18 protein-coding genes are annotated in these 16816 nt (G+C 75.2%); 8 read left to right on the top strand and 10 right to left on the bottom strand.

Annotated features, from left to right (window positions below; genetic code table 11):
• Positions 1-166 precede the first annotated feature (166 nt).
• Positions 167-1381 carry a M20 family metallopeptidase gene (locus AB0P35_RS27710; protein ID WP_363515814.1) on the top strand — a complete coding sequence of 405 codons (1215 nt, stop codon included), beginning with the start codon at positions 167-169 and terminating at the stop codon, positions 1379-1381.
• 108 nt (positions 1382-1489) lie between these two features.
• Here AB0P35_RS27710 and AB0P35_RS27705 read toward each other — a convergent pair whose 3' ends face one another.
• Entirely contained in the window at positions 1490-2515 is a 1026-nt protein-coding gene (locus AB0P35_RS27705) for an Lrp/AsnC family transcriptional regulator (RefSeq protein WP_363515811.1), read from the bottom strand.
• Between the two features lie 122 nt (positions 2516-2637).
• Here AB0P35_RS27705 and AB0P35_RS27700 point away from each other — a divergent pair, with 122 nt between their 5' ends.
• Complete coding sequence (locus AB0P35_RS27700; RefSeq protein ID WP_363515808.1) at positions 2638-4038, top strand: MFS transporter; 1401 nt, start codon at positions 2638-2640, stop codon at positions 4036-4038.
• 6 nt (positions 4039-4044) lie between these two features.
• On the opposite strand, the gene AB0P35_RS27695 is transcribed toward AB0P35_RS27700, so the two are convergent.
• The 3 genes from AB0P35_RS27695 to AB0P35_RS27685 form a co-directional block, all read right to left on the bottom strand.
• A complete protein-coding gene (locus AB0P35_RS27695) occupies positions 4045-4557 on the bottom strand; it encodes a cupin domain-containing protein (protein WP_363515805.1) in 513 nt (170 codons plus the stop codon).
• Complete coding sequence (locus tag AB0P35_RS27690; protein WP_363515802.1) at positions 4554-4898, bottom strand: cupin domain-containing protein; 345 nt, start codon at positions 4896-4898, stop codon at positions 4554-4556. Before AB0P35_RS27690 ends, AB0P35_RS27695 begins: the two co-directional genes overlap by 4 nt.
• A 139-nt stretch (positions 4899-5037) precedes the next feature.
• Positions 5038-5574, bottom strand: coding sequence for a PadR family transcriptional regulator (locus AB0P35_RS27685; protein ID WP_363515799.1), 537 nt, complete (start codon positions 5572-5574; stop codon positions 5038-5040).
• 140 nt (positions 5575-5714) lie between these two features.
• On the opposite strand from AB0P35_RS27685, the gene AB0P35_RS27680 reads away from it, so the two are divergent.
• On the top strand, positions 5715-7067 hold the full coding sequence (locus tag AB0P35_RS27680) for an MATE family efflux transporter (protein ID WP_363515796.1): 1353 nt from the start codon (positions 5715-5717) through the stop codon (positions 7065-7067).
• Here AB0P35_RS27680 and AB0P35_RS27675 read toward each other — a convergent pair.
• Positions 7042-7803 carry an SDR family oxidoreductase gene (locus AB0P35_RS27675; protein ID WP_363515793.1) on the bottom strand — a complete coding sequence of 254 codons (762 nt, stop codon included), beginning with the start codon at positions 7801-7803 and terminating at the stop codon, positions 7042-7044. The two genes, AB0P35_RS27680 and AB0P35_RS27675, sit on opposite strands and share 26 nt — an antisense overlap.
• Before the next feature lie 178 nt (positions 7804-7981).
• On the opposite strand from AB0P35_RS27675, the gene AB0P35_RS27670 reads away from it, so the two are divergent.
• Together AB0P35_RS27670 and AB0P35_RS27665 are read left to right on the top strand one after the other, a co-directional pair.
• A complete protein-coding gene (locus tag AB0P35_RS27670; protein ID WP_179419826.1) occupies positions 7982-8245 on the top strand; it encodes a hypothetical protein in 264 nt (87 codons plus the stop codon).
• Positions 8242-8607, top strand: a complete 366-nt coding sequence (locus tag AB0P35_RS27665) for a hypothetical protein (protein ID WP_095878302.1) — start codon at positions 8242-8244, stop codon at positions 8605-8607. The genes AB0P35_RS27670 and AB0P35_RS27665 overlap by 4 nt, the downstream gene beginning before the upstream one ends.
• Before the next feature lie 39 nt (positions 8608-8646).
• On the opposite strand, the gene AB0P35_RS27660 is transcribed toward AB0P35_RS27665, so the two are convergent.
• From AB0P35_RS27660 to AB0P35_RS27650, 3 genes are all read right to left on the bottom strand, one after another.
• The gene (locus AB0P35_RS27660) at positions 8647-8988 is read right to left on the bottom strand and encodes a hypothetical protein (RefSeq protein ID WP_363515788.1); all 342 of its coding nucleotides are present in this window, start codon (positions 8986-8988) and stop codon (positions 8647-8649) included.
• Positions 8989-9067: 79 nt separating this feature from the next.
• The gene (locus AB0P35_RS27655; RefSeq protein WP_363515785.1) at positions 9068-9529 is read right to left on the bottom strand and encodes a hypothetical protein; all 462 of its coding nucleotides are present in this window, start codon (positions 9527-9529) and stop codon (positions 9068-9070) included.
• Between the two features lie 162 nt (positions 9530-9691).
• Complete coding sequence (locus AB0P35_RS27650) at positions 9692-10075, bottom strand: MerR family transcriptional regulator (RefSeq protein WP_363515782.1); 384 nt, start codon at positions 10073-10075, stop codon at positions 9692-9694.
• A gap of 97 nt (positions 10076-10172) precedes the next feature.
• On the opposite strand from AB0P35_RS27650, the gene AB0P35_RS27645 reads away from it, so the two are divergent.
• Positions 10173-11171 (top strand): aldo/keto reductase, encoded by a 999-nt coding sequence (locus AB0P35_RS27645; protein ID WP_363515779.1) that lies wholly within the window; start codon positions 10173-10175, stop codon positions 11169-11171.
• Positions 11172-11204: 33 nt separating this feature from the next.
• Here the strand turns inward: AB0P35_RS27645 and AB0P35_RS27640 are convergent, their stop codons facing one another.
• Together AB0P35_RS27640 and AB0P35_RS27635 are read right to left on the bottom strand one after the other, a co-directional pair.
• Entirely contained in the window at positions 11205-12419 is a 1215-nt protein-coding gene (locus tag AB0P35_RS27640; RefSeq protein ID WP_363515776.1) for a glycosyltransferase, read from the bottom strand.
• A 212-nt stretch (positions 12420-12631) separates the two neighbouring features.
• Positions 12632-14059, bottom strand: coding sequence for an MFS transporter (locus AB0P35_RS27635; RefSeq protein WP_363515773.1), 1428 nt, complete (start codon positions 14057-14059; stop codon positions 12632-12634).
• 277 nt (positions 14060-14336) lie between these two features.
• On the opposite strand from AB0P35_RS27635, the gene AB0P35_RS27630 reads away from it, so the two are divergent.
• Positions 14337-14915 (top strand): helix-turn-helix domain-containing protein, encoded by a 579-nt coding sequence (locus AB0P35_RS27630; RefSeq protein ID WP_363515770.1) that lies wholly within the window; start codon positions 14337-14339, stop codon positions 14913-14915.
• 252 nt (positions 14916-15167) lie between these two features.
• Positions 15168-16271, top strand: coding sequence for an AI-2E family transporter (locus tag AB0P35_RS27625; protein WP_363515767.1), 1104 nt, complete (start codon positions 15168-15170; stop codon positions 16269-16271).
• The last annotated feature ends 545 nt before the right edge of the window (positions 16272-16816 follow it).

Below are 16816 nucleotides of genomic sequence, written 5' to 3'. Positions count from 1 at the left end.
GTTCCGGCGGCGGCAGCGGCGTCCGGGTGCGGGGTCAGGGCGCGGGCGCCGGCCGTCGGCGCATTCGTGCGCATGGGTGGGGGTGGGCGGCCGATCCGTGCGGTTCACGGGAGGCCGCGGTGGGCGGGGGGACGATTCGGGGACCGTCTACCCAGGAGGAGTGGCCATGTCGGCTCCCGTTCATCTGTCCGCGCTGCGCGAGTCGGCCGAAGAGCTGCGACCGGGCCTGGTGGAGCTGCGCCGGGCCCTGCACCGGGAGCCGGAGATCGGGCTGGACCTGCCGCTGACCCGGGCCCGGGTGCTCGCGGCGCTGGACGGGCTGCCGCTGGAGATCACGCTCGGCGAGAAGCTGAGCTCGGTGACCGCGGTGCTGCGCGGCGGCCGCCCGGGCCCGGCCGTGCTGCTGCGGGCCGACCTGGACGCGCTGCCGGTGCAGGAGACGGCGGCGTTGTCGTACGCCTCGCAGGTACCGGGGGCGATGCACGCCTGCGGCCACGACCTGCACACCGCCGCGCTGGTCGGCGCGGCGAAGCTGCTGGCGAAGCGGCGGGAGGAGCTGGCGGGCAGCGTGGTGTTCATGTTCCAGCCCGGCGAGGAGGGCGGCGGCGGCGCGGAGCTGATGGTCGGTGAGGGGGTGCTGGACGCGGCCGGCGAGCGGGTGGTGGCGGCGTACGCGCTGCACGTGGGCGCGGCACTGCTGCCGGGCGGCTGGGTGGCGAGCCGGCCGGGCCCGATCATGGCGGCCTCGGACACGCTCCGGGTGACGGTGCGGGGCCGCGGCGGCCACGGGTCGAGCCCGCATCTGGCGCTCGACCCCGTCCCGGCGGCCTGCGAGGCGGTGCTGGCGCTGCAGACGATGGTGACCCGCCGGTTCGACGTCTTCGACCCGGTGGTGGTGACCGTCGGCACGTTCCACGCGGGCACGGTGGAGAACGTCATCCCGGACGAGGCGGTGTTCGCGGCGACCGTCCGCTCCTTCTCCCCGGAGGCACGGGCGCGGGTCGCCGAGGAGGCGGTGCGGGTGGTGCGCGGTGTCGGCGAGGCGCACGGCATGGAGGTGGCGGCCGTGTGGGAGCCGGGCTACCCGGTGACCGTCAACGACCCGGGCGAGGCGGCGTTCGCCGCGGACACCGCTCGGGAGCTGCTGGGCGGCGACCGCTACGTGGAGATGCCCCGGCCGTTGGCGGGCTCGGAGGACTTCGGAGTGCTGGCCGAACTGGTGCCCTCGGCCTACCTGATGGTCGGCGCCTGCCCGGCCGACCGTGATCCGTTCACGGCGGCGTACAACCACTCGGCGCAGGCGGAGTTCGACGACGCGGTGCTCCCGGACGCGGCGTCCCTGCTGGCCGCCCTGGCGCTCGGCCGGCTCGCCCGCGGCTGACGCACGGACACACCGCTCGACGACCGAACCGCCCGGGGTCCACGGCCCACGCCCCGCCGTGATCGCCCTGGGCGGTTCGGCGTGTCCGTCGGGGGCGGTCCGCCGGCCTCACCGCCCGTCCCGCTCGCCTCCGTTCGGCCAGGGGTCGATCGGGACGTAGCCGTGGGCGCGGCCGTCCGCGGTGAGCAGGCGGCCGACGAGTTTCACCGTGCGGAGCGTCACCAGCCGGTCCCGTACCCGCAGGTCGGGGATGCGCCGGGTCAGTTCCTCCTCCAGCCTGCGCAGTTCGGGGAGGCGGTGGACGATCAGGTAGAGCGCCAGGTTGGCCTGGCCCACGGTCACCGCGCACATCCGGGCCTGCGGCAGGCCGGCCAGCCACCGTGCGGCCTCCTCCAGGCGGCCGGCCGGGGCCTCCAGCCAGAGCAGGACGGCGAGCGGGCTGCCGGTGACCCGCGGCGAGGCGTCGCAGCGCAGCACCATCCGTCCGGAGTCCCGCAGTTCGGCGAGTCGGCGGCGGACGGTGGAGGTGGGCAGGCCGGTCCGCCCGGCGAGTTCGGCGTACGGCATCCGGCCGTCCCCGCCGAGCGCCTGCATGAGCGCGAGGTCCTCCTCGATCTGCCGGGTGGCGCGCGGGTTGCGGACGGTGCCCGGGGGTTCGGCGATCGCCCGGCGCTGTTCGGCGTCGAGGGCGCCGCCGCTCCACCGGCTGCCCTCGCGGAGGGTCCGTTCGACCAGGGCCGTCCGGGTGCGCCGGATGCCGGGGACGGCGCAGATCTGCTCCAGCAGGTGTCCGGCGAGGGCGGCCGGGTCGGCGGCGGCGACGGTGAGCAGCAGGTCGGCGCTGCCGGTGACGATCTCGACGGAGGCGATCTGCGGGTGTCCGGCCAGGGCGTGGGCGACCTCGGACACCCGGCCGGAGCGGCATTCGACCTCGACCAGGGCGGTCAGTCCGCGGCCGATCCGGTCGGCCGAGGGGTAGCAGGTGACCCAGGCGTCGCCGTCGGCCTCCAGGCGGGCCCAGCGGCGGGAGAGGGTGGCCGGGTCGACGCCGAGCGGGCCGGCCAGCCGGGACCACGGTGCCCGCGGGTCGACCCGGAGGGCGTCCACCAGGGCGAGGTCCAGCTCGTCGATCATGGCCGATCCTTGCGCGGAGGGGGCCGCAGATGCGAAATCGTGCGGCTGGGGCTCGTCGGCCCCCAGGTTAGCCATCCTTACGGCCACCCCCACCGCCCCCTCCGGCCCCCACGGATGTGCCCATGACCGATACCCTCCCCGCCGCGGTCGCCCCCGTCCGGACCGCGGTCCGCGCGACCGTCCCGCTGCTCGTGCTGGTGGAGTTCGCCAGCGGCGTGCTGCAGGGCGGCTTCCCGATCCTGCTGCCCCGCCTCGGCGAACGGCTGCACCTCGACGCGGCCGATCTCAGTCTCGCCCTCGGTGTCGAGTTCCTGGTCTCCGGTGTCGCCGTCCCGCTCACCTCGCGCCTCGGCGACCTGTACGGGCACCGGCTGATGCTGCGTGCCACCGTCGTGCTGACGATGCTCGGCGCGCTGTGCACGGCGGTCGCCCCCGACCTGCCGGTGCTGCTGCTCGGCCGTGCCCTGGCCGGGTTCCTGGCGTGCTGGCTGCCGCTGGAGTTCGCGATCCTGCGCGACGGCCTCGGCGAGGAGCGCGGCGGACGGGCTGTGGGCCCGCTGGTGGGTTCGCTGACGGTCGGCTCGACGCTGGGCGCTCTGGCGGTCGGCGGGCTCGGGGCCGGTGACGGCGCCACCCGTCCGCTGCTGTGGGCGCTCGCGGTGCTGCCGCTGCTGGCGCTGCCGGTGGTGTGGTGGCTCGTGCCGGACTCGCGGACCCGCGCGCAGGGCCGGATCGACTGGCCGGGCGCGGTGCTGCTCTCGCTGGGCCTGAGCCTGCTGCTGGCCGGACTCGGCGGCAGCGCCGTCCTGCCCGGGGCGGTCGCCGTGCTGCTGCTGGTGCTCGGCCCGGTGCTGCTCGTCCTGTTCGTCCGCCACGAGCTGCGCGCCGACGGGCCGATGGTGGACGTCCGGGTGCTGGCCCGGCGGGCGACCGCGCCGGTCTTCGCGCTGAGCTTCCTGCTCGGCTGCGCGCTGTACGGCGCCCAGGGCCCGACCCTGGCGTTCGAGGCCGCGGACCCGGCCGAGACCGGGTACGGCCTCGCGGCGGTGCCGCTGCAGCTCGGGCTGCTGTACCTGCCGCAGACGGTCGCCGCGATGGCCGGTGCCGTCCTCGCCGACCGGCTGGCGCGGCGGTTCGGCGCGGCGGGTGTCCTCGCCGTCGGTTTCGCGCTCTGCGCCGCGGGCTACGCGGCGATCGCCGCCGGCCACCACGCGTTCTGGCAGTTCGCGGTGCCGGGCGCGGTCTGCGGCTTCGGGGCCGGGCTCGGACTCAGCCTGCTGCCGGGGCTGCTGATGCGGCGCCTGCCCCGGGACCAGACCGGGATCGGCACCGGCGTCTACAACACCCTCAAGTCGCTGGCGGGTGCGGCTGCCGGCGCCGGCGCGGCCGCCGTCCTGGACCACCTGCTGCTGCGCCCGGGCGTGGCGCAGGAGTCCGCCTACACCGCGGTGTGGACGGTCTGCGCGCTCGCCTGCGCGCTCGGCACGCCGATCGCCCTGGCGCTGCGGCCCCGCACCCGCTGACGTCCGTTACTGCCGCCCGACCGGGTCGGCAGGGCGGCAGTAGCGTCGGACCAGCTCCTCGTGCCCGGGGAAGCGGCGCAGCAGGTCCTCGGTCCGGCCGAGGGTCATGTCGGCGTAGTCGAAGCCGGGGACCACCGCCTCGCTGATCAGGCCGTGGTCGCCGGCCGTCAGGTGGGAGGCCTTCCAGACGCCGCCCGGGACGGCGAGGGTGAGGAGCTGGCCGCGGCCCGGGTCCTGGCCGAGGACGGCGCTCTCGTGGCGGCCGTCCGGGTGGAGCAGGTGGTAGGTGATCGGGTCGCCGTGGTGGTGGAAGTGCAGGATGTCGGACCGGTTGAGGTGCCAGTGCCCGATCGGCGACCGACCGGTCAGCAGGTAGTGGATGGAGGTCACGGCGTACCGGTCGCCGGCGGGTGTCGGCACGGGCGGCCGGTGGTCGGCCTGGTAGGTGCGCCGGAAGTAGCCGCCCTCCACGTGCGGTTCCAGTCCCAGTGCGTCGATCCACTGCTGTGCCGTCGTCATGGTGCCTCTCCGTTCTCGGTGGTCGGGTGTCCCGGCTGCTCCTCGGGTACCTCGACGATCACCAGGGTGCCCCGGCTTCCGGCCCGGACGGAATGCCGCGCGCCGGCCGGGACCAAGGCCATCTCGCCCGGCCCGACGGTGGTCTCGGTGCCGTCGACGACGAGTTCGAGCCGGCCGTCGAGCACCAGCAGGGCTTCGGCGGTGGGGTGGGACTCGGTGTCGAGCGGCCGTCCGTCCATGCGCAGGACTTTGACGGCGGCGCCGCCCACCCGGCCGAGCGGGTGGGAGTTCCAGGCGGCGGGCAGTGCGGCCGCCGCCGCGGCCAGGTCGACGGGTGTCACGGCGTGCCTCCTCTGCGGTGCGCGCCGTCCTTCCGGGCGGGCGTCCGCGGTGCGGGTCGAAGGGATGCCTGGAGGCTATCCGGGCCGGGCCCGCGATTGGTCGACCGTTCGGTAAAACCTGGCGGGGCCTGACGACGGCTCAGGGCCGGGCGGCTTCGAGGGCGGTGATGGTGTCGGTGAGCCAGGCGCGCTCGGCCTCGCCGGAGGCTCGGGCGACCAGCAGCATGCCGCGCCGGAAGGGGTTGGGCTCGTTCTCGGCGGTCACCGGTGCGCCGTCGCCGTCGTAGAAGAAGCTGCTGGGTTCCTGGAGGAAGGCGAGGCGGCGGCGGAGCACCGCGGCCTGCCGGGCGGGGTCGGGGAGCAGGTCGAGGAAGGCCGCGACGGTGAAGAAGCGGATCTGGTCGGAGATCTCCACGGGTTCGGGTTCGGCGAGGCGGCGGAGCAGCTCGGCTCGCCCGGCGCCGGTGAGTTCGAGGACCTGGCGGGGGGCGGCGCCGCTGCCGGGTTCGGTGCGACGGTGGAGCAGGCCGGCCTTCTCCAGACGGGTGATGGCGGGGTAGAGGGCGCCGTCGCTGACCGGGCGGATGTGGCCGGTGAGCCCGGTGATGCGGGATTTGAGCTGGTAGCCGTGGAGCGGCCGGTCGTACAGGAAGCCCAGGATCGCGAGTGTGAGCACGGCCCGTCCTTGTCGGTGTGGTGTTCCCGTCGGTGTTGTGTTCCCGCCGCCCGCCATGCTACCTCTAATCGAGATACCTCGATTAGAGGTATTGCGGTTCGGGGGTCCGGACCGCCCTGACGGGCACCACGGGGGGACGCATGCGGAGGCTGTCGGCACTGGCGGGGCCGGTCTATCTCGAACTGCTGTCGGGGGTCGCCGCGTCCGTCGTCGGCACGTTCTGGGTCGCCGGCCTGGGCGGGAACGCGGTCGCGGCGGTGGCGCTGGGCGGCGCGGTCGAGAACCTGCTGCTGGGCCTGATCCTGGTGGTCTCCTCCGGCGCCGCGCTGCGGCTGTCGCACGCGCTCGGCGCCGGGGACACCGCCGCAGCCGGGCGGGTCGCCCGCGCCGCCTGGCGGCTGTGGGCGGCGGCGGTGCTGCTGCTCGCCGTGCCCGGCTTCCTGCTGCGCGAGCCGCTGGCCCGGCTCTTCCTTGACGGGCCGGCCGCCGCCCTCGCGGCCGCGTACTTCGCGGTGGCGATGCCCGGCCTCACGGTCTTCTTCGCCCAGCGGGTCGCCGACGACCTGTTCAAGGGCACCGGTGACACCCGCACCCCGATGCGGCTCGCCCTGCTGGGCAACGGGCTGCTGCTGGTGCTCGATCCGCTGCTGGTGCTCGGCCCCGGCCCGCTGCCCGCCCTCGGGGTGACCGGCGCCGCCGTCGCCCTGGTCGCCTCCCGCACGGTGGCACTCGCGGTGACGCTGGCCCTGCGCCGGCGCGCCCCGCTGCGCTCGCCCGGCGGCCGCGGCGCGGCGACGGCGGGTCGTGTGCTGGCCGCCGGGGCCCCGTTCGGGATCGACTTCACCGCGCGGATGGCGGTCGGCACCGCGCAGCTCGGCCTGGTCGCGGCCTTCGGCATCCCGGCGGTGGCCGGGTACGGCATCGGGTACCGGGTGCTGCTGGTCGCCACCATGGCCCTCTACGCCGTCCGGCAGGCCGCCGCGATCGAGGCCGCCCGGCTCGCGGGCGCGGACCGGCCCGGCGCGCTCGCCGCACTGACCCGGGACACCGCGCGGCTGGCCGGCGCCGCGGGGGCGGTCGCCGCCGTCGTCTGCGCCGGTGCCGCCGTACCGCTCGCCGCGCTGTTCACCGACGACCCGGCGGTCGCCGCGCAGACCGTCGGGTACCTGCGGATGGCCGCGCTCTACCTCCCGCCGTACGCGCTGGTCGTGGCGCTCGGCGGGGTCCGGCAGGCGACCGGGCGGGGGCGGGCCCTGGTGGCGGCCACGATGACCGGGCTCGCCGTCCAGCTCGCCGCCGCCCACGGGCTGTCCGGCCCGGCCGGCGTCGACGGCATCTGGGCGGCGAACGCCCTCGGCGCGCTCGTCCAGCTCGCCCTGCTGGGGCTGCTCCCCCGCCGCGGCGCGGATCGACGGCCCGCCCCGTCCGGCGCGGGTCTGTCCAGCACGGGGACGGCGCAGGCGGTGGTCAGTCCGCGACCGCGCCGCAGGTGATGTTGACGGACGCGGCGGTGATGCTCCCGGCCCGGTCCGAGGCGAGGAAGGCCGCGACGTTGCCGACGTCGGCCAGGTTCGCGGCACGACCCAGCATCGTCCTGCCCACGATCATCCCGGTGATCGCCTCGCGCCCCGGCTCGGACGCCGGGATCGTCTCGGGGATTCCCCCGGTGTGCAGGGTCACCACGCGGATGCCGTGCGGCCCGAGCTCGGCGGCGAGCTGCCGGCGCAGGGTGCCGGTTGCCTCCAGTGCCACCTGGAAGCCACCGATGAAGTAGTCGCGGATCGGGTCCCGGCCGCCGTCCCCGCCGAAGTTGAGGATCACCCCGGACCGCCGCGGGATCATGTGCCGGGCGGCGGCCCGCGCGGTCAGGAACATCGACCGGACGGCGTTCACCACCGGCCGTTCGAACAGCTCGAGCGACATCTCGGCCAGCGGCGTGCCGTGCACGTCGCCGTACGAGATCAGGTCGAAGGAGATGTCGATCCCGCCGAACCGCGCGGCCACCGCATCGGCGTGCCGGTCGACGGCGGCCTCGTCGAGGGCGTCCACCACCGCCGTCTCCACCGCCCCGCCCGCCGCGCGGATCCGCTCCGCCACCCGGTCGAGCGGCCCCTGCGTCCGGCCGGCCAGGTGCACCCGGGCGCCCTCCCGCGCGAAGGCCAGCGCCACGGCACTCCCGATCGCCCCGCCGCCGCCGTAGATCACGGCGTTCCTGTTCTCCAGCAGCACCCGTCCTCCTCATGCCCGGCCCGCCTCGTCCGGAGAACCGGCCGCCCCCTCCAGGGAACCGGCCGGCCCGCCCGCCGCCCGGCAGCCGGCCCCGGCGCGTCCGGGTGAACCCCGCGCCCCAACCGCCGGGCACCCGCCTGCTAGCCGCCGATACCGCCTGCTAGCTATCCTGGGCGGCATGGCGAAGCAGACGAACATCCGGTTGGACGACGAGGTCCGCGCGGCCGCCGAGGAGCGGGCCAAGCGGCGCGGCCTGAGCCTGCAGGGCTACGTCGCCGACCTGATCGAGCAGGACGTGAACGAGTCCCGGGCCGCGTTCCTGGCCGGCGCGCAGGCCTTCATCGCGTCGTACGCCGCCGCCTTCGAGGAGGAGTTCGGCGAGGACCACTACCCCGGCCTGCCCGCCCCGGCCGCCCACGAGGCGTCCCGGGACGCCGCGTGAACCTCAGGGTCGACCTCGCCTGGATCCTCGCCCTGGCCCAGCAGATCCCGGGCGACCCGCAGGTCGTGGACTACGGCGTGCCGATCGCGGCGGAGGCCCGGCACCGCGCCGAGGTCCTCGGCCGGGAGGTGTACCCGGAGCCGCACCACAAGGCGGCGGCCCTGCTGTGCGAACTCGCGCGCAACCCCAGCCTGGAGGTCCGCAACCTGCTGTACGCGGCCGCCGTGACCGCCGCCTACCTCGCGGCCTGCAACCTGCCGGTCAAACCGGGTCTGGACACCGTCCTGCCCCTGGCCCGGGAGGCCCGCGACGGCCTGCCGGTCCGCGAGGTCGCCGCCCGGCTGCGAGGCTGGACCGACTGACCGGCGCCCGGGGGGCGGGCTCGGCCGCGCGACAGGGCGTCAGGGCCCGGTCCGGGTCCCGGCGGAGCGGGCGGCGACGCGGCGGAGCCTGTCGGCGAAGTGGGCCTGCGGGTCGGGCGTGAAGCGGTGCAGCGCGACCATGGCCGTGATGACGACGTCGCACAGTTCGTCGGCGACGTCGGCGTCGGTGTGGGTGATCCCCTTGCGGGGATTCTGGCCGAGCGTGCCCGCGTAGGCGGCCACCGCCTCGCCGGCCTCCTCGGCGATCTTCCTCAGCCGGAGGGCGGTCTCCTGTCGCCCCGTCCCGTTCGACCGGTCCAGCCAGGCGACCTGTCCCTCGATCAGCTGCCAGACGTCCGCCTGTTCCTGGCTGTCGGTCATGTCGTCTCCTCGGTCGTCCGGGTGGGCGCTCTCGCAGCTCCACCTGCCCCGACGCGGGGGCGGACACGCTCCCCGCGAATCAGGCGGTGACCTTGCCCGCGGCGACCAGCGCGGTGAGGGCCGTCCGCTGGACGTAGGCGAGCAGGACGACGGTGAGGGCGGCCATCACCACGGCGAACAGGACGTGGCCGAGCGTGGAGGCGACGGCGAGGCCGAGGGCGCCGAGCAGGACGTGGCTGCCGACCCGCAGGGCGACCAGCGCGAGGGCGACCTTGCGGGTGCCCTTGCCGCGCCACAGCAGCCTCGCGAGCCGCAGCCGCTTGCGCAGCAGCGTCAGCGAGACGGTGATGTTGGCCGCCACGAGGACCACCAGGGCGGGCCAGGCGGACGGGAAGGCCCGCAGCAGGTCGAAGGCACCGGCGAGGACACCCTCGAAACCGAAGAACCAGGTGGGCAGCCGCATCTCGCCGAGGCCGGGCGGTACGGTGGCCGCCGCGCCCGTGGTGTCGGTGTCGGCCGTGCCGGTCCCGGTGCTGCTCATGGTGTCCCCCGCTGTCCTCGTACCCGCCCGGGGCGCCCGCCCCGGTGATGATCACCAGTGTGGCCGAGCGACGCCGGTACCCGGTAGGGACGTCGCGTCACCAGCCGGACATGACAGACGTCATACGCCCGCGGCGGCGCCGGGCGCGCCGGCCGTCACCACCTACGGCGCCAGCAGTGTGCGGTAGTGGTCGATCTTCTCGGCGAGATGGCCCTGCTGGGACTGGAGGTGGGCGATCCGCTGCTGCACGGCGGCCTGGTGGCGCTCCAGCAGGTCGAGGCGCTCGCGGACGGCGGACGGACCGTCGGCGCGGGCCAGTTCGGCGTAGCGCCGCATGTCCGCGATCGGCATGCCGGTGTCGCGCAGGCACCGCAGGACCCCGAGCCACTGCAGGTCGTCCTCGCTGAACCGGCGGTGCCCGCTGGCCGACCGCCCGACCCCGGAGAGCAGGCCGATCCGCTCGTAGTAGCGCAGGGTGTCGAGGCTGAACCCGGACCGTTCGACGGCCTCGGCGGGTGTCAGGCGGGGTGTCGCGGCTGCGGTCATCGGGCCATTGTGCCGCCGCTTGACCTGGAGCGCGCTCCAGTTGTGAGCATCGGAGCACACCACCCGTGATCACTGCGACCGAAAGCAGAGGACATCCGTGCGCTACCGCACCATCGGCACCCGGCAGGTCTCCGCGCTGTGCCTGGGCACCCTTCCGTTCGGCACGGTCGTCGACGAGGCGACGGCCTTCGCCCTGCTCGACCGTTTCGTCGAGCGGGGCGGCACCTTCGTCGACACGGCGAACTGCTACGCCTTCTGGCACCCCGGCAGCGACGGCGGTGACAGCGAGCGGCTGCTGGGGCGCTGGCTGGCCGCCCGCGGCAACCGGGAGCAGGTGGTGCTGGCGAGCAAGGTCGGCGCGCTGCCCGGCGGTCCGGGCGACTGGCCGGCGAACCGGGAGGGTCTGTCCGGGGCGGTGGTCGGGGCGGCCGTGCGGCGCAGTCTGGACCGGCTCGGCACCGACCGGCTCGACCTGCTGTACGGCCATGTCGACGACCCGGCGACGCCGCTGCGGGAGACCGTCGACGCCTTCGCCGGGGCCGTCGCCGACGGACTGGCCGAGCAGATCGGCATGAGCAACCAGGGTGTCGGGCGCTTCGCCCGCTCCCGCGAACTCGCCCGGCGGGCCGGTCTCCCCTCGTACGTGGCGCTGCAGCAGCGGCACACCTTCCTGCCGCCCGCGCCGGACGCCGACTTCGACTACCAGGTGTCGTTGGACGAACCGATGCTGGCGTACGCGGCGGACCACCCGGAGGTGACGGTGCTGGCGTACAGCGCGCTGCTGAACGGCGCCTACACCGATCCCGGCAAGCCGCTGCCCGCCGAGTACGACCACCCGGGGTCGGCCCGCGCGCTGGCCGAACTCCACGCCGTGGCGAGGGAGACGGGCGCCACCGCCAACCAGGTCGTCTACGCCTGGCTGCTCGGTGGTTCGCCCGCCGTCCTCCCCCTGGTCGGCGTCAGCCGGCTGGGCCAGCTCGACGAGGCCCTGGACGCCGTCGACCTGGATCTGACGTGCGACCAGCGAGCCCGGCTGGACGCCGCCCGGGCCGTCGCGCGCGAGGCTCGGCCGAGGCCGGTCGCCGTTGCACGGTGACCGCGTCGCGAGCGGATGTGACGGTGTGCCGGCTCACGGCCGGGAGGCGGTCAGCAGCCGTGCGGCCGTCTCGGTGCCGTCGGTGCGCACGGTGCGGGCGACGGCCTGGGCCCGGGCCGCGGTCTGCGGGGCGAGGGCGCGGGCGAGTGCCTCGGTGAGGGAGGCGGTGGTCGGTGTGCCGGGGGTGTGGGCGACGCCGGTGCCGAGGTCGTGGATGCGTCCGGCCCAGTAGGGCTGGTCGACGTGTTGGGGGACGACGACCTGGGGGGCGCCGGCCCGGGCCGCGGCGGTGGTGGTGCCCGCGCCGCCGTGGTGCACGACGGCGGCGACCCGCGGGAAGAGCCGCTGCTGGTTGACCTCGCCGATGGTGAGGCAGTCCGGTCCGTCGTCCGGCAGGGCGAGTTCGGCCCAGCCGCGGGAGAGGATCACCCGGCGGCCGTGCGCGCGGGCCGCTCCGACCATGGCGGCGGCGAGGCCGTGCGGGGCGCGGATGCTGCCGAAGCCGAAGTGGACGGGCGGGTCGCCGGCGTCGAGGAAGTCCGCCAGTTCGGGCGGCAGCGGGCGTTCGTCGGGCAGCAGCCAGGCACCGGTCTGGACGACCTCGTGGTCGGCCGGTCCGGGCCAGGGTGCGAGCACCGGGTCGGCGGCCAGCCAGGGGGTGCCGGTGAAGAGGTGGCTGCGGACGTCGTCGACCGGGGCGAGGCCGGCCGCCGTCCGGTGCCGGTTGATCGCGTCGCGCCAGGTCTCGTTCCAGCGGTCGGCGTCGCGCGCCCAGAGAACGCGGTTGCCGACGGTTCCGTCCGGCGCTTTCTCGCCGCGCATCGGATAGACCGGCGGTGCGTGGTGCGGGGAGGGCAGGAAATTCGGGCAGTAGGCGGCCATGGCGTAGGGAATTCCGCTCTCCTCGGCCACCGTCGGCGCGGCGGCGACCAGGTATCCGCCGGCCAGGACGGCGTGGCAGCCGCGGGCCGCGGCCCGTACCGCGTCGAACTGCGCGGCGACGGACTCCTCGACCATGCGGCGCCGCTGCTCGGGCGTGGGCGGGGCCGCCGCCGGGTCGCGCCTGCCGGTGGGGCGCAGTACGGGGCCGACCGGGGTGAACGGGATCCCGAGCCCCTCCGCCAGCCCGCGGAAGTCGGGCGGCGCGCACACCCGGGCGTCCTCCCCCGCCTCGCGCAGCCGGGCCGCCAGGGCCAGCACCGGTTGGACGTCGCCGCGCGACCCGATCGCCGTCAACAGCACACGCATGGACGGAACTCCTCCGCAGTCCGGAACAACGGGCCGGGCACGGCGAATTCGAGCGCATTCGTCTCGTACTCGCCGTGCACCGGAACCCTTGACGGTCCGGAATTGTGGACCGTCACCGGGGCCTTGCCGCAAGGCCCCCACTCGGATATACGTTGAAAGCGGGGAGGATTTCTCCCGCCGTCGCGACGAGCGGATTCCACCGCCCGCGGCGGTCAGCTGCCGACGGATTCCCGCTGCGGGGCGGACGCCGCGACCGGCGCGACTGCGGGCACCGCCCGGCGGGTCGGGACGAGCAGCGCCGCGAGTGCGGCCGCCAGGCAGAACACCGCGAGCAGGGTGAACCCGTGGGTGTAGCCGGACTCGTACGGGCGGCCGGAGGCCTGCAGGTGGCCGGTGACCAGACCGGTCATCAGGGCCGCGCCCATCGAGCCGCCGATGGTGCGGATGTTGGCGTTCATGCCGGTGGCCGCGCCGGTCTGGGCGGCGGGGACGCTCTGCACGACGAGGTTGCTCATCGAGGCGAAGGCGAGGCCGATGCCGAGCCCGAACACGCCGGCCGCCAGGGCGACGTCCGAGGGTGCGTGGTGCCGGGCGGCGAGCAGGGCGCAGGCCGCGGCACCGAGCAGGGCGCCGGTGACGAGCTGCGCCTTGGCGGGGAAGCGGCCGGCCAGCCGTCCGCTGAGGATGCCGGAGACGAACATCGCGACCAGCATCGGCAGCATCAGCAGCCCGGCCCCGGTGACGCTGGAGCCGAAGCCGTAGCCCGCCGACGCCGGGGTCTGGACGAAGCCCGGCAGGAAGGCCCACACCGCGTACATGCCGCCGCCGAAGAGCAGCGCCGCGGTGTTGGTGGTCCACACGGCGGGCAGGCGCATCACGCGCAGGTCGATCAGCGGGTTGCGGGAGCGGGCCTCGCTCAACGCCCAGAGGGCGAAGAGGACGGCGGCGGCGGCGAGCAGCGCGATGACGGGGGTGGAGCCCCAGCCCCACTTCGCGGCCTGGCTGACCGGCAGGAGCAGCGCGACGAGCCAGCCGGAGAGCAGCACGGAGGACAGCCAGTTGACGCTGCCTTCGGTGCGGTTCGGCGACTCGGGGACGTAGCGGTGGGCGATCAGGGCGGTGGCGGCGACGACGATGACGGGGAACCAGAAGAGCCAGCGGTAGTCCAGGGCGCCGACGATCGGTCCGGCGAGGACCATGCCGAGGCCGCTGCCGACCGCGATCACGGCGGACAGGTTGCTGATCCCGGCGGGCACCCGGCCCGCGGGGAACTCGTCGCGGATGATGCCGAAGGAGAGCGGGAAGAGCGCGCCGGCGATGCCCTGGAGGACCCGGGCAATGATCAGCACGGTGATGTTCGGGGCGAGGGCGGCCACCAGGCAGCCGACGAGCAGGGCGACCAGTGCGGCGACCAGGGTGCGCTTCTTGCCCACCTGGTCGCCGACCCGGCCGAGGATCGGGGTGAAGACGGAGGCGGAGAGCAGGTAGGCGGTCATGACCCAGGTGACCGTGGACTGCGAGGTGTGCATCGCTTCCTGGACGATCGGCAGGGCGGGCGTGATCAGCGACTGGAGCAGGGCGAACACGCCCGCGCCGGTGGCGAGCACGCCGAAGGTGAGGCGGGGTGACTGGCGGTTCATCGAACCCTCTCGGGACTCGGAGCTCGGGACTCGGGACGCGGCGCGCGGGAAGGGCTGCGCGCCGCGGGCAGGCGGGAGCGATCGGGGCGGTCTGGTGGTCAGCCGGTCGCGGGCGGTCACCGAGCGGGTGACCGGGCGGGCGACCGGCACGACGAAGGGACGGCCCGTCCGTACGCGGCAGGCCGAAGCGAGGGCCCCGGTGTTAAAGTCGAGGCATGCCTCCAGATTAGCGGAGGTGAGCCTCCGGTTCAATCCCGGGCACCGAAACGAGGTCACCGTGCCGGACCAGATCGTGGTGAGCGAGTTCCTCGCCGCCCAGCGCCCGCGCCGCGCCGACGCCGCGCGGAACTTCGACGCGCTGCTCGTCGCCGCCCGCGAGGCGTTCGCCGAGCACGGCGCCGACGCCTCCCTGGAGGACATCGCCCGCCGCGCCGGCGTGGGCATCGGCACCCTCTACCGCAACTTCCCGACCCGCCGGCACCTCTTCGAGGCGGTGTACGCCAACGAGGTCGACGACCTCGGCCGGGTCGCCGCCGAGGTCTCCGGCGAGCCGCCGTGGGAGGCGCTGGCCGCCTGGCTGCGCCGGTTCGTCGACTACGCCATGACCAAGCGCGCGATCCGCGAGGCGCTGGACGGCGAGTTGACGGACGTCTTCCTCGCCTGCCGCCAGTCCATGTACGACGCGGGCACGCCCCTGCTGCTGCGCGCCCAGGAGGCCGGCGAGGTGCGCGGCGACATGAGCATCGACGACCTGCTGCGGCTGGTCTCCGGCATCACCTCGGTCGCCTTCCCCGACGTGGAGCAGCGCGACCGGGTGCTCGGCATCGCCCTGGACGGGGTGCGCACCACGAGGTGAGCCCGGCCCGGCGGCGGCCCCCCGGGTGAAGGAGCGGCCCGGGGGCGGGCCTCCGTCGGCGCGGGAACAGCCCGCGCGGCGCTCCAGCCGCTATCCAGGGTTCATGTCGCTTTCGCACCCCCGCACTCCCCGGCCCGGCGGCCGGGCCCCGACCCGACAGCAGGTACGGGTGTCGGCGCGGCAGGTACCGGCGCGGCAGGAATCGCAGGGGCGGGTACGGGCGCGTCGGGCGGCGGGGAACGGCGGTGCGGCGTGCCGGTGAGGCGGCCGGGGCGCGCGCGGCCGGGCCGCCCGGCGGCGAACGGCGCCGGCGCCCCGGCGGGGCTGCGGCGCCTCTCCGACTACGCCTGGCGGCTGCTCGTCGTCGCGGGGGCCGCGTATCTGGTGCTGATCATCCTGGGGAAGTTCCACCTGATCACGCTGGCGGCCTTCCTCGCGATGGTGGTCACCTCGGTGGTCCGGCCACTGGTCGACCTGGCCGCCCGGGCGGTCCCCCGCCCGCTCGCGGTGCTGATCGGGCTGGCCGTCGCCCTCCTGGTGCCGGCCGGGCTGCTCGCACTGATCGGCGAGACCGTGGCGAACGAGCTGTCCAGCCTGACCAACGAGTTCCAGGGCGGCCTCGACCGGCTGGAGAAGGCGCTGGAGGGGCCACCCCTGCACATCGCCCACGGCACCTTCGACGACCTGCAGCGCAAGGTCACCGACTTCCTGTCCGAACACCGCTCGACCCTGATCAGCACCGCCGTCAGCGGCGCCGGCCGGGTGGTCGAGGTGGCGACCGGCGCCGCGCTCGCCCTCTTCATGTCGGTGTTCTTCCTGCACTCGGGCGAGCGGATGTGGCGGTGGACCGCCGACCAGCTGCCGGCCGCCGCCGGCGACCACCTCGACCGGGGTGGCCGCGCGGCCTGGCGGACCTTCGCCGGTTACACCCGGGGCATCTTCATCGTCGCGGCCAGCAACGCGATCATGGTCGGCATCGCCCTTCTCCTGCTGCGGGTGCCGCTCGCCCTGCCGCTGACCGTGCTGGAGTTCCTCGCCTCCTTCGTCCCGCTGGTCGGCTCTCCGATCGCGATGCTGATCGCCTCGCTGGTGGCGCTGGCCGCCCGCGGGCCGGTGATCGCGATCGTCGTCCTGGCGCTGATCGTGGTGATCGGCCAGATCGAGGGCCACCTCCTGCACCCGCTGGTGATGAGCTGGGCGGTCAGCCTGCACCCCGTGGTGGTCGCGGTCTCGGTGCTGGTCGGCAGCATCTCGGCCGGGGTGATCGGCGCGGTGGTCGCCGTCCCGGCGGTCTCGGTGGTCTGGTCGGTGTACGCCGAACTGCGGGGTCCGCGACCGGCCGTGCCGCCGTCCTGACTCTCCGCAGGCCTGTTCCCCACGCGTTTTCGCGCCGTCGCGGCGGTCGTCGCGGAGGTCGTACGGGGTGCTCGCCGGCCGCCCTGAGACCGCGGTCACGGAACGCACCGTGGCGGGGCGTCAACGCGCTGGCGAACTGCGGTCTCCGGGCCGGTGAGGGTGCTCACACGGCAGGGGCCACCACGACGGCGCGTCGTAGACGTTCGCCGCCCGGTCGCCCGGGTTCCGGCGGTGGGCCCGCGCATGCCGCCGACCCGGCCGCCGGGGCCGCGCGGCAGGCCCGGAAGGGGGCTGCCGAGGACGGCGCGGGGTACCGCCGGGGGGTGTATTCCCGTTCCACGGCGCGGGAGTTCGCTACGACGGCGGGTCGTATCAGGGGGCCCTTGGCGGCGGGCGAGCGGTCTGGCAACTTTGGCCGAGTCGTCAGCCGCACCGGCACCTGTCCCGCCGGGTGTGGCTCTACGCCGAGTCCCGCCCTCGGTCCCGAGGCCCCTGTCCGGCCCGGGAACGTCGGCGGGCGGGACACCGGCCCAACCCGATTGAGG

Source organism: Kitasatospora sp. NPDC085879 (assembly GCF_040686255.1).
GTDB lineage: Bacteria > Actinomycetota > Actinomycetes > Streptomycetales > Streptomycetaceae > Kitasatospora.
The sequence above is the reverse complement of the archived record's forward strand: the minus strand, read 5'-3'. Positions and strand labels throughout refer to the sequence as shown.

What these genes read in the sequence shown, in the direction of transcription:
- AB0P35_RS27670 (WP_179419826.1), top strand. Translation starts at nt 7,982, where the DNA reads ATGGCGAAGCAGACGAACATCCGGTTGGACGACGAGGTCCGCGCGGCC.
- AB0P35_RS27660 (WP_363515788.1), bottom strand. Translation starts at nt 8,988, where the DNA reads ATGACCGACAGCCAGGAACAGGCGGACGTCTGGCAGCTGATCGAGGGA.
- AB0P35_RS27635 (WP_363515773.1), bottom strand. Translation starts at nt 14,059, where the DNA reads ATGAACCGCCAGTCACCCCGCCTCACCTTCGGCGTGCTCGCCACCGGC.
- AB0P35_RS27650 (WP_363515782.1), bottom strand. Translation starts at nt 10,075, where the DNA reads ATGACCGCAGCCGCGACACCCCGCCTGACACCCGCCGAGGCCGTCGAA.
- AB0P35_RS27710 (WP_363515814.1), top strand. Translation starts at nt 167, where the DNA reads ATGTCGGCTCCCGTTCATCTGTCCGCGCTGCGCGAGTCGGCCGAAGAG.
- AB0P35_RS27705 (WP_363515811.1), bottom strand. Translation starts at nt 2,515, where the DNA reads ATGATCGACGAGCTGGACCTCGCCCTGGTGGACGCCCTCCGGGTCGAC.
- AB0P35_RS27680 (WP_363515796.1), top strand. Translation starts at nt 5,715, where the DNA reads ATGCGGAGGCTGTCGGCACTGGCGGGGCCGGTCTATCTCGAACTGCTG.
- AB0P35_RS27655 (WP_363515785.1), bottom strand. Translation starts at nt 9,529, where the DNA reads ATGAGCAGCACCGGGACCGGCACGGCCGACACCGACACCACGGGCGCG.
- AB0P35_RS27695 (WP_363515805.1), bottom strand. Translation starts at nt 4,557, where the DNA reads ATGACGACGGCACAGCAGTGGATCGACGCACTGGGACTGGAACCGCAC.
- AB0P35_RS27700 (WP_363515808.1), top strand. Translation starts at nt 2,638, where the DNA reads ATGACCGATACCCTCCCCGCCGCGGTCGCCCCCGTCCGGACCGCGGTC.
- AB0P35_RS27640 (WP_363515776.1), bottom strand. Translation starts at nt 12,419, where the DNA reads ATGCGTGTGCTGTTGACGGCGATCGGGTCGCGCGGCGACGTCCAACCG.